8 protein-coding genes are annotated in these 14,577 nt (G+C 54.5%); 5 read left to right on the top strand and 3 right to left on the bottom strand.

Annotated features, from left to right (window positions below; all coding sequences use genetic code 11):
- Positions 1–64: 64 nt before the first annotated feature.
- The 3 genes from EU556_RS05225 to EU556_RS05215 all read right to left on the bottom strand — a co-directional run bounded on the left by EU556_RS05225 (position 65) and on the right by EU556_RS05215 (position 7,496).
- Positions 65–2,908: a TonB-dependent receptor gene (locus tag EU556_RS05225; protein WP_135431706.1), complete on the bottom strand. Its 2,844-nt coding sequence runs from the start codon at positions 2,906–2,908 to the stop codon at positions 65–67.
- 315 nt (positions 2,909–3,223) lie between these two features.
- Positions 3,224–5,983 carry a TonB-dependent receptor gene (locus tag EU556_RS05220; RefSeq protein ID WP_135431704.1) on the bottom strand — a complete coding sequence of 920 codons (2,760 nt, stop codon included), beginning with the start codon at positions 5,981–5,983 and terminating at the stop codon, positions 3,224–3,226.
- Between the two features lie 508 nt (positions 5,984–6,491).
- Positions 6,492–7,496, bottom strand: coding sequence for an MBL fold metallo-hydrolase (locus tag EU556_RS05215; RefSeq protein WP_135431702.1), 1,005 nt, complete (start codon positions 7,494–7,496; stop codon positions 6,492–6,494).
- A 204-nt stretch (positions 7,497–7,700) separates the two neighbouring features.
- Here EU556_RS05215 and EU556_RS05210 point away from each other — a divergent pair, with 204 nt between their 5' ends.
- From EU556_RS05210 to EU556_RS05190, 5 genes are all read left to right on the top strand, one after another.
- Positions 7,701–9,755, top strand: coding sequence for an ATP-binding protein (locus tag EU556_RS05210; RefSeq protein WP_167855459.1), 2,055 nt, complete (start codon positions 7,701–7,703; stop codon positions 9,753–9,755).
- A 541-nt stretch (positions 9,756–10,296) separates the two neighbouring features.
- On the top strand, positions 10,297–10,674 hold the full coding sequence (locus EU556_RS05205) for a response regulator transcription factor (protein WP_135431698.1): 378 nt from the start codon (positions 10,297–10,299) through the stop codon (positions 10,672–10,674).
- Between the two features lie 238 nt (positions 10,675–10,912).
- Entirely contained in the window at positions 10,913–11,671 is a 759-nt protein-coding gene (locus EU556_RS05200; RefSeq protein ID WP_245327432.1) for a sugar transferase, read from the top strand.
- Positions 11,671–12,411 (top strand): TolC family protein, encoded by a 741-nt coding sequence (locus tag EU556_RS05195; protein ID WP_135431694.1) that lies wholly within the window; start codon positions 11,671–11,673, stop codon positions 12,409–12,411. Before EU556_RS05200 ends, EU556_RS05195 begins: the two co-directional genes overlap by 1 nt.
- On the top strand, positions 12,408–14,537 hold the full coding sequence (locus EU556_RS05190) for a GumC family protein (protein ID WP_167855458.1): 2,130 nt from the start codon (positions 12,408–12,410) through the stop codon (positions 14,535–14,537). Before EU556_RS05195 ends, EU556_RS05190 begins: the two co-directional genes overlap by 4 nt.
- Positions 14,538–14,577 lie beyond the last annotated feature (40 nt).

The following is a 14,577-nucleotide window of genomic DNA, read 5'->3' as shown; positions in this document are numbered from 1 at the left end:
TTAACAAAAAGCGCCGATTCCATTGGGAGTCGGCGCTTTTTGTTAGTGACGTGGCTAGGCCAGTCTACTTGGTGGTAGGAAGGTTCACGATAACGCGGGCAAAGTAGAAGCCCCCGTTGTAGCCAAACTGGTTGGGGTTGTAGATAGTGCGGCCCCGGTTGGTGTTATCAAGGCTGGAGTTGTAGTTCAGCAGTGGGTCGACGGAGAAGTTAGTGGCGCTGTTGCGCGGATCGACGCGGTATTTGTCGGGGTAGACGTTGAAGATGTTGTTGGCCCCAACGGTCAGCCCTATTACTTTGGTTAGCTGGGCGCTCAGCGTCAGGTCAGTTACCCACTTGGCCCGGAACGTCTGGTCGATGGAGGAATACAGGAAGTTGGGGTTACCAGCTGGGCTGCCTAGGCGGGCATCCTTGTACTGCACGGCTCCAAAACGCACGGTGCGCGCTTCGAGGCTGAAGATGCCCAGCGCATACCCGGCCGTCAGGTTGATTTTACTGCGGGGTTGAGCGTTTTCAAGGCGGCCGCGTTGCTGCCGATCGAAGAGGGTGTTCTGTAGGCCAGTCTGGTCAGCATCAATGGTGGCCGAGCTGTTTACCTTGCGCACCTTGGTCTCATTGAAGTTGGCCGCTACCGTTAGCGTTAGGTTGCCGGGCCCCAGCGGCATGCGCTGGTTGGCCACAATATCAATACCACGGGTGCGGGTATTTACGGCGTTGGCAAAGAACTGTACTTGGCTCACGGGCAGATTGCCCAGAATAGCATTTACGGTGGCATTGGCGCGGCTAAACTGCGACGAGAGCACAATTCGGTCCCGAATGTCAATCTGGTAGGCATCGACGGTGATAGAGCCGCTCTTCAGCAGGCGAGCCGTGAGGCCTAGGCTGTAGTTCTTCGACTTTTCCTGCTTCAGGGCTGCCACTCCAAATCCTTGCTGGCCGGTGCCGCCGGGCGTGTAGCTGTTGCGGACAATAGGGTTGTCGTTGCTGACGGTGAGCACCTGGTTGGGAGCACCCTGCACAAACTGGGTGCTGGTATTGGTGAAATAGCGTTGCTGCAAGGAGGGCGCACGGAAGCCGTTGCTGATGGCGCCGCGCACGGCCACGTCGGGCAGAATGCTGTAGCGCGCGGCCACTTTACCACTCATGTTAGAGCCAAAGTCGCTGTAGCGCTCGGCCCGGCCGGCTACACCAACGAGCAGCTTCTCCGTGATGTCGCTTTCCAGATCAAGGTAGCCCGCTACGTTGTGCCGGGAGCGGTTCAAGGCATCGGAAGGTTGGTAGCCAGGAAATACCTGCGCTCCGGCGGCGGCAAACGTGGGTGGCGTGCCCGGCGTCACAATGCGGCCGTAGTTCTCGTAAGAGCCCCGCTCACCGGCTTTGATGCGGTAGTTGTCGTCGCGGTACTCGCCCCCGAAGGCCACGTTCAAGGTGCTCAGCACGGCCACGTTAGTGAAGCGCCGCGTGAAGTTGAGGTTGGAGGTATTCTGCCGGAAGGCAATTGTGCCGGCGTAAAAGTTCGTGGGGCTGATACCAATGGGCAACGAAGCATTCAGCGTGTTGCTGATATCGAATCGGATTTCATTACGACCATAGGTGTTGCTCAAGTCAATATCAAACCCTAGTGCCCGGGCCCGCAACCCCGAGATAATAGACTGATCATTGATGATGGTGTTAATAAAGGGCAAAAACCCATTGGGGTAAATGGAGGCATCTACCTGGGTAATCTGGTTGGGCAGGCGGTAGAAACCGGCGGCTTTACCTGTGCGCTGCATGGCGCCAGCCGTAATGTAGGCCTCTAGGCCTATGGCGGGAGCCAGCTTATAGCCGAAGTTCAGGAAGCCGCCGTAGTTGCGCGCCTCCGACTGGCCTAGCCGCAGGTTTTTGCGGTTGTAGCCGTTCTGCGCTACCAAGGCATCATCCTGAGCCTTTAGGTCGCGGCGCTTTTCCTCGGTGTTGGCGCTACTAGGGAAGTTGCCGCTGTTGCCGCCTAAATAAATGAGCGGAGCGGTATCAATGCCGCTGCGGTTGGTATATCCGCGGTTGCTGAACTGTCCGCTCAGGTCGAGGTAGCCGCGGCCGTTGAGACCTACACCCACGTTGGCATCGGCTTGGTATAGCTCACCGTCCCCTTCATACGTCTGCCCCACAGTGCTGCTGGCTTGCACGCCGGTGGTGTCGTCTTTGAGCTGAATATTGATGACGCCGGCAATGGCATCGGAGCCATACTGGGCGGCGGCCCCATCGCGCAATACCTCAATGCGCTTGATGGAGGCGTTCGGGATGGTGTTTAGGTCGGTACCTACAGAGCCGCGGCCCACGGTGCCATTGATATTCACCAGCGCCGATGAGTGCCGCCGTTTGCCATTCACCAGCACCAGCACTTGGTCGGGGCCCAGGCCGCGCAGCGAAGCGGGGTCTACGTGGTCGGTACCATCGGAAATAGCCTGCCGCGACGATTGGAACGAAGGCGCAACGTACGTCAGGATCTGCGACACATCGGTTTGGGCAAACACCTTGATTTCGCGGGCCGAAATCACATCAACAGGCGCCGTAGTCAGGATATTAGAGCGGCCTTCCGTGGCCCGCGAACCCGTTACTACGACCTCATTCAGGGCTGTTTCATTGTCTACCAGTCGGACGTCGATGGAGGTGCGCCCGTTCACGGCAATCTGCTGCGTAGCCGAGCCCACGGCCGACACCACCAGAGTAGCGGTGGGTGGTACACTCAGGCTGTAGCGGCCGCTACCATCGGTGCTGGTGCCATTGGTAGTGCCCTTTTCTAACACGGTAACGCCCGGCTGAGCCGCCCCATTACTGTCCAGCACCCGCCCCGTGACGGTACTATTCTGAGTTTGGGCATGGCTCACAACGGCAATGGCTACTGCAGGGAGAAGTAGTAGTCTTTTCATACAAAGAACTAAATGAGAAAAAATAGGAAGCGGACAATCCGCCCAATAAACTCAAGCCAGTGTGGGCATTTTTGGTAGGCAGGGCGCGGTATACTCCGGTCAATATAATCACCGGATATTGATACTTGCCTATTTACTGTCGAGATATTCGATTTCCTCGATAAACGTTACTGTATTGACAGTCAGCGCCCACCGGCGCCAGGCCAGCAGACGCGGTAGGCCACTCTCAGCAGCTTAACTCAGGTGGGCATAAAAAAGGCTGCCCCAGCAAATGCTGAGGCAGCCTGTAGTGTTGGCCCTTCGTAGGGAAGTGGCTTAGAAAGACACGTTCACGCGGCCAAAGTAGAAACCACCACTGTAGCCAAACTGGTTGGAGCTATAGGGGAAGCGGCCCCGATTGGTGGCATCTAGCGTAGTATAGTTCAGGCTCTGCTCGTTGTTGTTGGGGTCTTGGTAGAGGCGGTCGGGGTACACATCAAACAGGTTATTCACGCCAATGCTCACGCCCACTTGCTTCAGCACCTGAGCACTCAGCACCAAATCCGTTACCCACTTAGCCGAGAAGGTTTGGTCGATGTACGAACGATCGGGGTTGGCATCTTTGGTTTGAATTTCCCCAAAGCGCACTGTGCGCAGGTTTACGCTAAAGATTTTGTAGCCGTAGTCGGCGCTCAAGTTGATTTTGCTGCGGGGCTGCCCATTGGTGAGGCGGGCACGCTGGGCCCGGTCGAAGAGGGTATTCTGCAGGCTGGCGTTTTCATCGATGAACCTTGAGCTATTGAAGCTCCGCACGCTCGTCTCGTTGAAGTTAGCCGCGGCCGTCAGCGTCAGGCGGCTGTCAGCCCCTAGGGTTAGGCGCTGATTCGCTACGATATCTATGCCGCGGGTGCGGGTGTTTACAGCATTAGCAAAAAACTGTACGCCCTGCACCGGGTTCTGGTTGGGGCGCTGGTTGGCGTCGAGGATAGCGGCCACGGCAGCCGTACCCCGGCTGAATTGAGAGCTGAGCACAATCCGGTCATCAATATCAATCTGGTAGGCGTCTACCGTCAGCGTGATGTTGCGCAACACGCGCGCCGTGAGGCCTAGGCTATAGTTGTTCGAGGTTTCTTGCTTGAGTGAGCCAATGCCGAAAGCCCGCGTAATGGGGTCGTCGTTGTTGGTAGTAAGCACGTCGCGTAGCTCACCGCTGGTAAACTGCGTGCTAGAGTTGGTGAAGTAGCGCTGTTGCAACGAGGGCGCCCGGAACCCGTTGCTGATGGCGCCGCGCAGGGCTACGTCGGGCGTAAGGCTGTAACGGGCCGCTAGCTTGCCGCTTACATTGGAGCCAAAATCGGAATAGCGCTCGGCCCGGCCAGCCACGCTTACCAGCAACTTCTCCGTAATGTCGCTTTCGAGGTCAATGTAGCCAGCCACGTTGGTGCGGGTGCGGTCGGTAGCATCGGCAGGCCGGTAGCCGGGGAAGCCCTGCGCCCCAAAGGCTGCCCGGGCACCGTTAACGGTGCGCGTTCCGGCGGCATACGATCCTTCTTCCCCTGCCTTAATCTGAAAGTTATCGGCTCGGAATTCACCCCCAAAAGCCACGTTTAGGGTGCTGATGACGGGCACACTTACGAATTTGCGCGAAAAGCCCAAGTTCACGGTGTTCTGCTGAAACACTAGTGTGCCGGCGTAGAATGAGGTAGGGCTGTTTTGCAGAGAAGCATTCAGCGTGTTTTCCAGCTCATAGCGCAGGCTGTTGCGGCCGTAGGTATTGCTCAAATCAGCAGCAAAGCCTAGTACGTTACCCCGTATGCCCGTGATAATGGAGGCATCGTCAATGGTGCTGTTGATGAAGGGTAGGAAGCCGTTCGGGTAAATGCTGGGGTCGTTTTGGGTTACTTGGCTAGGAAGGCGGTAGAGTGCGCCTGCGCGGCCAGTACGGCGCGTGAGCCCGCCAGCTACGTAGGCCTCTAGGCCAATGCTGGGCGCTAGCGTGTAGCCCGCATTCAGGAAGCTGCCGTAAGTGCGCACGTCGGAGCTACCCACTCGAATGTCGCGGCGGTTAAAGCCACGCTCCGCAACTAAAGCGTCGTCCTGGGCTTTCAGGGCACGTTTTTGGTCGTCAGACAAACCACTGGGGTAGTTGCCAGTGTTGGTACCCAGGTAGATAAGCGGAGCCGTATCGCGTCCGCTACGGTCTACGTAGGAGCGGTTGCTGAACTGGCCACTCAGGTCCAGAAAGCCCCGCCCGCCGAGCCCGATACCTACATTGGCATCGGCCTGCACCAACTCACCATCCCCCTCGTAGGTTTGGCCTACCGTGCTGCTGGCCTGCACGCCGGTGGTATCGTCCTTTAGCTGAATGTTGATAACACCCGCAATGGCATCGGAGCCATACTGAGCAGCCGCGCCTTCCCGTAGCACCTCAATGCGCTTAATAGCAGCCGGTGGTATCACGTTCATATCGGTGCCCACGGAGCCGCGGCCCGGCGTACCGTTGATATTCACAAGGGCAGAGGTATGACGGCGCTTGCCATTCACTAGCACTAGCACCTGGTCGGGGCCTAGGCCACGTAGAGTGGCGGGGTCCACGAAGTCAGTGCCATCGGTTACCGTTTGGCGCGTGCTCTGAAACGAGGGCGCGATGTACGTTAGAATTTGCGTAACGTCGGTTTGCGCGTAGGCCTTGATTTCGCGGGCCGAAATTACATCTACTGGGGAGGTCGTGAGGATGTTGGACCGGCCCTCGGCGGCACGAGAGCCCGTGACTACCACTTCGTTCAGCGTGGTTTCGTTATCGGCCAGCCGCACATCAATAGTGGTGCGCCCACTAACCGGAATTTGCTGCGTTACGGACCCAATGGCCGAAATAACCAGTGTAGAAGCTGGCGAAACGCTCAGGCTAAACCGGCCATCGGCATCGGTGCTGGTGCCATTGGTAGTGCCGCGCTCCAGCACTGTTACGCCAGGCTGGCCCTGGCCAGCAGGGTTAGTAACGCGGCCCGTAACCGTTACGTTTTGGGCCGCAGCCGTGAGACTAGTCACCGACAGTGCCGCTACCAGCCCCGTGCGAGCAGAGAAAAGTGTATTCATAGAGGTACAGAGAAAAAACAGCTATACAGCTCCTAGGCCACTACACAGCAGCCAGGGCTAGAAAACTCAAAAGAAAAAGGCCGCTTTTCAGCTCTTGCCCACCGATTGCACTTCCTATCGAAGCCAGCACTGACTTCTTCTTTTTGGCGAATACGCACAACCGGCGCTAAACGCTGTTAGCGTTCAGCTAGAAGAAACATCCTTACAACAGGAACAATGGCAATGCACCAGGCACGCCTATGCTGCCGAGCGGCAGCCTATCACAGGATCAACAACAGCAACAACACCCCACCTCAGCCCGCTTATTGCGTGGCTGTATTAAGGAAGGGCGAGGTAAGCAAACGGTAGTCACCCAAACTTCTTCCGAAGACCAGATGGTTGTGACAGAATTTTTCACGCGGCAAAAACAATACGTCCGGCAAGGCCATGACCTAACAGCCGGAATCTGATGCCAACTACTATGAACTAGGGCAAAATGTTTTAACTCTATTTTTACTTAGGTGCTATATTATTTAGGAGAAGCCACGGCCGAGGATTGCCACCATTTCCCACTCTTGAGTTGTTCTGCCATATCTACGCGCTGGCCGGGGGCTGGCAGTAGCAGGGGCACTTCAGGTCCGGCTGCGGCTACTAACCGCTCAATAGGCTCTTGCCAGCCGTGAAAAGCCAAATTGAAGGTAGCCCAGTGCAGAGGTAGCAGCGCTCCACCGCCCAGTGCTTTGTGGGCAACTAGTGCTTGGTCGGGGCCCATATGAATGTCGGACCACAGCTCATCATAGGCGCCTACTTCTAACATCACTAAGTCAAAGGGTCCGTAGGCCTCTCCTATTTCACGGAAGCCAGATTCGAAAGGGCCCGAGTCGCCGCCGAAGAAGGCGCGGTGCGTGGGCCCCAGAATGCACCAGGAAGCCCAGAGCGTAGTGTCGCGGGTGAGGCCCCGGCCAGAAAAGTGACGCGCTGGAGTGGCCACCAACGTGTGCGAGTGGCCTAGCGCCACTTCCTGCCACCAGTCTAGCTCCGTGATTTGGGCAGCCGCTACTCCCCAGCGCCGCAAGTGCCCACCTACTCCCAGTGGGCAGAAGAAGGGCACACCTGTATGAGACAGCGCCCGAATGGCATCTTTATCAAGGTGGTCGTAGTGGTCGTGGGAGAGAACTACGGCATCAATCTTCGGGATCTCCGGCATGGGCAGCGGGGGTGCAAAGAACCGTTTAGGTCCCACGGCTACTGGCGAGGCGCGCAGTCGCCAGACGGGGTCCGTGAGAATGCGCAGGCCATCTAGCTCAAGCAATGTGGTGGAGTGGCCTAGCCAGGTTACGCGCAACGCCTCCGCGGGTACGGGCTCTTGCAGGGCAGCCGCGTCGGCGCGGAAAGGCCCCAGCGGCTGGCGCGGCGCCCGCTCTTCGCGGCCCAACAGCCAGCGCCGCAGCATCAAGCTATAGTTCGCCGACATCATACTAGTGGGCACTGTGTTGAGGTATTTTTTACCGTCGAAGCGGGAAGGGGTTTTCATATAAAAGTGGTGCTGCTAATGCGGCACTGTAACCCAGACGGATAGCTCACGCGTTTACTTTACCTGGCCTAGCTCATGCAATCCTTTGCGGCTAAAATGCGGCCACACATTACAGCCATGTACCCCCGCGTGCTTAGGCACGAATTCTGTTTTTTATTTGCTGAGTACTACTTTGTGGCTGATTGGCCTTTTGCCTCCCCTACCATGACCATCCGAAAATTAGCTGCTGAGCGGCGGCGGCGCGAAGCTGCCGAAGCTGAGGTACTGCGTCTGCGCGCCCAACTAGAAGCCGTTTCTACCAGCCTAGCCACGGCCCGCATTCCGGCCAACGCCGTCGAGAGCTTATCGGAACTCATCAACGAGCTGAAACGCACGGGGCAGAAGTTAGAAGATCAGCAGGGCTTAGCACGGCAAGTAATCGACAACAGCCCCAACCTGATTTATGTAGAGGATGAGGCAGGACGCTGCGTGCTCACCAACAAGAGCTACCTGCACCTGCATAACCAGCGCATCGACCTGAATCGGCTGGACGCAAAGTTGCCCAGCTTGCCCGCTGGCCCGCAGCCCCCCGACTGGCCTAACAACGCCTCGGCTTCTTTTGAAGAGTGTTACCAGCTAAAGGATGGCCAAACAGTGTGGTATTACACCACCAAGAGCCCCCTACTGCGCAGCGACGGGTCGCGCTACCTGCTCACGTACTCCTCCGACATTACGGACCTTAAGCGTGCTTACCGTGTAGCCGAGGACTCTGTGCAAGCCAAGCAGACGTTTGTAGCCACCATGAGCCACGAAATCCGGACGCCTCTGCACGGGGTGATGGGCCTCACGGAACTGCTCAAAAAAGGTCCACTGACGAATGAGCAGAACGATTACGTGGAGATGATTCAGTCGAGCACGGAGAATTTGCTGGTCATTATTAACGATATCCTGGACTACGCCAAAATTGAGTCGGGCACCATTGTACTGGAAAACATCCCCTTCGATATCAGCAAAACGGTGCAGGACGCGGCCCGCTCGCTTAGCTTCAAAATAGCTGAGAAGGGCCTGCTGCTGCACATTGTAAACCTCAACGAAAAGCTCCCCCAAGCCCAGGGCGACCCATTCCGCCTGCATCAGGTACTGGTAAATTTGATCAGCAACGCTATCAAGTTCACCCAGCAAGGCATTATTACCATTACCATTGATGCGCGCCCAGCCCTCAATGGTACATTACCCGTGACATTCAGCGTAGCAGATACCGGCATAGGGATTCACCCCGACAACCTGCAACAGATTTTTAATAGCTTTCAGCAGGCTGATAGCAGCATTCCGCGCTTGTACGGAGGCACTGGCCTAGGTCTTACTATCTGCAAAAACATTGTGGAGCTGCAAGGCGGGCAAATTGGGGTTCGGAGTGAGCTAGGCCAGGGTAGCTGCTTTTACTTCACTATTCCGTACCTGATCAGCAATGAGCCCATACAGAAAGAGCCGGCGGTCCCGCAGCCGCTTGATCTACTGGAGGGCCTTACGGTGCTGCTAGCCGAAGATAACTCCGTGAACCAGCTGATTGCGGTAACTATGTTGGGGCAATGGCAAGTTCGGGTTGATATGGCTCAGAATGGAGAAGAAGCCATTACCAAAGCTCAGCAGCGCAAGTATGACCTTATTCTAATGGACGTGCAGATGCCACATTTGGATGGCTTAGCTGCTACGTCTTGGCTACGCGCAGAAGCTAATCTTAACCAACAGACTCCCATTATTGCGCTAACCGCCGATGCAATACGCATCAGTGAAGACTCTTACCAGCAGCTCGGCTTCACCGATTTTCTCACGAAACCCTATTCTGAAACCGAACTGTATAATCTATTGGCTCAGGTGAGCCAACGCCAGCCTACCCCACTCCCTCCGGCCCCTGCTATCCCTCCCCACGACCCAAATCTGCGGTACGATTTTTATATGTTGGGTAAGCTCGCTACCAATAAAGAGTTTATCCGGAAGATGCTGGAACTATTCATTCAGCGAGTACCTGGCCAGGTAGAAACGCTGCAGCAAGCTATTGAAGAGGAAAACTGGGAGGAGGTAGCCCGTGAAGCACATACCCTTAAGTCAACGTTCGGAAGCCTGAACATTCAGCCTGAAACAGGTCACCTGAAGCGACTTGAGGAATTAGCCGCTTTACAAGCCCCTACAAATGAGCTATATACACTAAGCAGTTCGATTTCCAAGGCCACGCAGCAATTTGTTGACCTATTCGCGCAAGAGCTAGCTCAGTTGTCTTAATCTTATATTAGTGTTAAGTCATGTTTAAGCTGTAATGCTTGCTGATGTTGTACAGCACTTGGCCTATCATGTAGGTATATAGGAGGTTATCTGGTTCGCAATCGATTGCAACTACTTATTTAAATCATATTACAAGCCTAATTGCGTGGTTTAATAACACGTCATTGTTCACTAATTGAAATACAACTTTATCCGTATAAACAACAAAAAATCAGCTTATTGAGCGTTTAAAGTCAATTTTTGATATAAAAATCACTACAATGCATAACTAAGATGGTTATGCCCCGTATCAGGTCTGTATTTTGAAAATTATACTTCTCAAAATACTTGCCTTTTCTGCTTAAATAGCCTGATACCAATGCCAGATTGTTTTTTTATGGTAAAACGCAAGCGCCACCATAAGAGAAATATATTTGGATAATTAGTATTAAGCACCTACTTTTATAACTATTACCACATTAGATTTACTCTACCTAGTAAATCAGACTAGTCTATCTCGTATGAATAGATATTTTACAGCTTGCCTCACTCTCCCCCGCATATGAGAAAGACTTTACTTATTGTTGACGACGAGCCGTCTATTTGCCTCATTCTGGAGCATTACTTCAACTTTGACTATCAGGTTGTTCTGAAGTCAAATGGCTCAGAAGCAATGTCTTGGCTCGAAGAAGGAAACGCTCCTGACGCTATCGTCGCGGATTATTCCATGCCTGTCATGGATGGGCTCGATTTTATTAAGCGCGTTCGGGCTCACCATGCCCACCGCTACACTCCATTGGTAATGCTTTCGGGCAAGGACGAAACCAGTAATAAGATCAAGTGCCTTAAGCAAGGCGCCGACGACTACGTGGTAAAGCCTTTCAACCCCGAGGAGCTCGATTTACGAGTTAAAAAGTTGCTCGACCGAGTTCGGGCCTGACTTTTGCTAAGATATTTCTGCACTATTCTGCTCCCGCCCGCCTTTCCTTGAGCCGTGCAACACTCAAACTCCAGAGCTTATGAATGCCAGCATCACCAACCTATTGTTTCAAGAAACAATCCCGGATAGGTCTAGGCCTCAGATCCCTGCTCCAACGCCTGAGGCTAAGACCACTGGCCCGTCTTCTCCGGTAGAGCCTCCCAAATCAACCTCAGACTTTACTCAGCGCCCTCCAAAAGTGCGTTTCCTATTAGGAAAGCGCATATTCGATGTGTTGTTTGCCACGCTGGCGCTGATTTGTCTAAGCCCACTTTTCCTGCTTGTAGCTATTCTTATCAAGCTAGAATCGAAGGGGCCCGTGTTCTACTACTCTTACCGAGTGGGCATGGGATACAAGATCTTCAAGTTCTGGAAGTTTCGCTCGATGCGGCCAGACGCCGATAAGCTGTTGGCTTCTATGAAGGGGCTAAACCAGTATCAGGCTTCGGCAGATCAGGAGACGACCTATGTTTCTCCCCTCTGCCCCAAATGTCGCACGCAAGGAATGTCGTGCCGCCAGCAACTAATTGACAGCAAGGGCGAAGTAATCTGCGAAAGCCAGTATCAGCTAGCCAAGAAACTGGAAGCCGAAGCTACCTTCATAAAGATTGCCAATGATCCGCGCGTTACTCGCATTGGTCAGTTCATCCGGAACACCAGCATTGACGAGTTGCCTCAGCTCTTCAACGTGCTCCGGGGCGATATGTCTATCGTTGGCAACCGCCCCCTTCCGCTGTATGAAGCCGAGAAAATCACCACGGACGAGTTTGCCGCTCGCTTTATGGCTCCTGCGGGCATCACTGGCCTATGGCAGGTAAGCAAGCGTGGCAGCAAGAGCATGTCGGCCGAGGAACGCAAGTTGCTAGACGTAGAATATGCTAAAAACTACTCTTTATTGAAAGATCTGCAAATTGTCTGCAAAACAATCCCGGCTTTGTTCCAGAAAGAAAACGTGTAATGAAAAAATTATTGGGCGGCCTCTTTTTGGTTCTGCATACTACATTAGTCCTAGGCCAGACCAAGACCACTGCCACTGAAAGTTGGCAAACTACTTTCTTTGACGCTCCCAACACGGCTATTCCTCTGTTAACAGCCGCCGCAATCAAGCACTCGGCTCAGCTTAAATCCATGGAGATTGAAAAATCAATCGGCCAACAGGATATCAAGCTTGCGAAGAAAAACTTACTGGAGAGCGTGGTATTGGGTGGTAGCTATACCTACGGCAACTTGGCCAGCATCACCACAGCTGACATTGACAACCCCAATCAGTTCAGAACTACCAGTGCTCCTCGGTATAATACGGGGGTAAGCGTAGGCCTGCCGCTTGGTCAGCTCACGAACCGCGGCAACCGGGTTAAGAAAGAGGAACTCAACTTTCAGCGCCTAGAAGCTCTGCGTCAGGAACAGGAAAACATGCTCCGTCGGCAGGTTATTGAGATGTACCAGAACGTTTTGCTGGCCCGCAAAACGCTAGCCCTGCGGCAAGAGGCCCTTGTGACGGTGCAAACCAACTACCAACTGGCCGAAAAGCAGTTCCGCCAGGGCCAGATTACACTGCCGGCTTTGTCGGCGGTTAGCACGCAGCTCACGGAGCTCTCCGTTTCGCAAGAAAGTGCTCGTAGTCAGTACGATACTTCTTTTATGATCTTGGAAGAATTTGTCGGCTCCCCGATTTCTTCTTTAATGACCTCTCGATGAACCTTTCTGACTTGCTCCGTTTGCTGGCGCGGAAATGGCCACTCCTCGTACTAGTGCCCCTAGTACTCAGTGCCTCAACGTATTTCTTTGCGCGAAAGATGCCCAAAGTGTACGCTTCGGACACTACTATTTACACTGGTATTGCGTCAGGTTATTCGCTGACCGGCAATGCCGAAGCCGATTATAACAAGACAAGCAACGCATTTGATAACCTCGTAAACCTGATTACCTCTCGCTCTACAAAAGAGGAAGTACTATATCAGTTACTGGCTACTCACATTTGGCAAGTAAGCCAGCAGCCTGCCTTGTTAAACGCTGCCCCTTATGATGCCCTGCGCGAAAGCGTTCCGGTTAAACTGCGCCAGGAGTTGACCGGTCCAACTAAGGAGGCAACGTTAGAGAATGTACGGCGCTTTGCTCAGGCTAATAATACCAACGCGCTGTACAAGCTGCTGAATTCTACCAACCCTACGTACTCTATCGAGGCCCTCTCGCAACTGACGGCCGCCCGCATTGGAAGTAGCGACCTGATTAAGCTGCAGTTTGAGAGCTATAACCCAGAGCTGTGCCGGAGTACGTTGGCTTCCGTTACTAAAGTGTTTTTGGAGCAGTCTAAAAACCTACGGGAAGGGCAGACATCCTCCGTTATAGCCTACTACGAGCAGGAGCTAGAGCAGGCTAAAGCCCGCCTAGCTAAAGCAGAAGGCGAAAACTTGGCCTTCAACCGCGACAACAACATCATTAATTACGAGGAGCAGTCGAAAAACATTGCTACGGAGAAAGAGGCGTTAGCGACTGAACTCTCGCAGGTGAGCCAGCAGTACGCGGGGGCGCAAGCCGCTCTGCGCGCCATCAATACAAAGCTGGGTGGCCGGCAGGTAGCCTTGGTGTCGAGTAACGGTGATGTAATTAAACAGCGGCAGAAGCTCGCCCGCTTAAACGCTGCCATTGCCGACCAGCAGCTCTACACTCAGCAAGAAGAGCCCGGCGCCGCCGCTAAGGTGAAGCAGTTGCAGGCCGAGGCCGATAAAACGGCGCAGGCAATTCAGGCCAACGTTGACAACTACTACGCGCACAGCAACTCCACCGAGGGCGTTCCGAACCAAGACTTGCTTTCTGAATGGGTGCAAGACATGGTGCAGGTAGAGTCGAGCCGCGCTAAGCTGGAGGTGATGAACCGTCGCAAGCAGGAGTTTGAGCGGGAATACCAGCGCATGGCTCCGCTAGGTGCGACACTCAAGCGCATTGGCCGCGAAATAGAGCTGGCTGAGAAGAATTACCTGACGGTACTCAACAGCCTCAACGCTAGTAAAGCCTCACAACAAAACACACAGCTCACAGCCAACCTAAAAATTATTGACCCACCAAACCTGCCGGCCCGGCCCAAGACCAGTAAGCTCATGCTGCTCGTACTGCTGAGCGGTGTTGGTGGTTTTGTGTTCGTGACGGGCTTGGTGATAGGCCTAGGGATGCTCGATAAGTCGTTGCGCAACCCCACCGTGGCGGCCCGCCGGATTGGCCTGCCCGTGGCGGGTATGATGCTGGATACCCACGCGGCTCCCAAATTGCTGCAGGCCTCGCAGCAGCGCAGCCTCGATCAACTGGTGCGCCATATTTTGCTGAAAGCAAACTCTAACCCGGTAACGTCTCCCTTTGTGGTAGGTGTATTCAGCGTGCAGCGCCAGGAGGGTAAAACCACGCTATGCCAAGCGTTGGCGCAGCGGTGCCACGAAATGGGGGTCCAGACTCTGGCCCTCTACCCCGATGGTAACAACAACGACGAAACGCTGGAGGCTCCTACCCTCTTTTACCCCTCGGAGGCGGCCGCCGTACAGGGCTGGCCGTTAGACCAGCTGATTCAGCATGCCGTACCGAAGCGTATGACCGAGCTGAGCGCCCCGAATGTGCAGGTAGTGCTCATCGAATTCCCTGCTCTGCGCGAAGAGGCCTTGCCCGTGGGGGTACTGCGCCAGCTTAACCTAGTATTCCTGACGGTACCTGCTACCCGGGCCTGGCGCCTGACCGACCACGAAACCGTGGAGCGTCTGCGGGCTTCTACCACGGCTCCGGTTGAAGTTGTACTGTCGGGGGTAGCCTTGCACGATGGCGAAGAAGCTCTGAGCTAGCTCACTGCTTCCCGGCTCACCGCATTGTTGCCTGCATTTA

It is taken from the genome of Hymenobacter fodinae (genome assembly GCF_004745825.1).
In the GTDB taxonomy this organism is placed as follows: domain Bacteria; phylum Bacteroidota; class Bacteroidia; order Cytophagales; family Hymenobacteraceae; genus Hymenobacter; species Hymenobacter fodinae.
Note: the sequence above shows the minus strand (reverse complement) of the source record. Positions and strands in the feature narration are given on the sequence as shown.

Bases quoted from the DNA above. Each gene is read 5' to 3' on its own strand.
- EU556_RS05225 (WP_135431706.1), bottom strand. From the start codon at position 2,908: ATGAAAAGACTACTACTTCTCCCTGCAGTAGCCATTGCCGTTGTGAGC.
- EU556_RS05220 (WP_135431704.1), bottom strand. From the start codon at position 5,983: ATGAATACACTTTTCTCTGCTCGCACGGGGCTGGTAGCGGCACTGTCG.
- EU556_RS05215 (WP_135431702.1), bottom strand. From the start codon at position 7,496: ATGAAAACCCCTTCCCGCTTCGACGGTAAAAAATACCTCAACACAGTG.
- EU556_RS05210 (WP_167855459.1), top strand. From the start codon at position 7,701: ATGACCATCCGAAAATTAGCTGCTGAGCGGCGGCGGCGCGAAGCTGCC.
- EU556_RS05205 (WP_135431698.1), top strand. From the start codon at position 10,297: ATGAGAAAGACTTTACTTATTGTTGACGACGAGCCGTCTATTTGCCTC.
- EU556_RS05195 (WP_135431694.1), top strand. From the start codon at position 11,671: ATGAAAAAATTATTGGGCGGCCTCTTTTTGGTTCTGCATACTACATTA.
- EU556_RS05190 (WP_167855458.1), top strand. From the start codon at position 12,408: ATGAACCTTTCTGACTTGCTCCGTTTGCTGGCGCGGAAATGGCCACTC.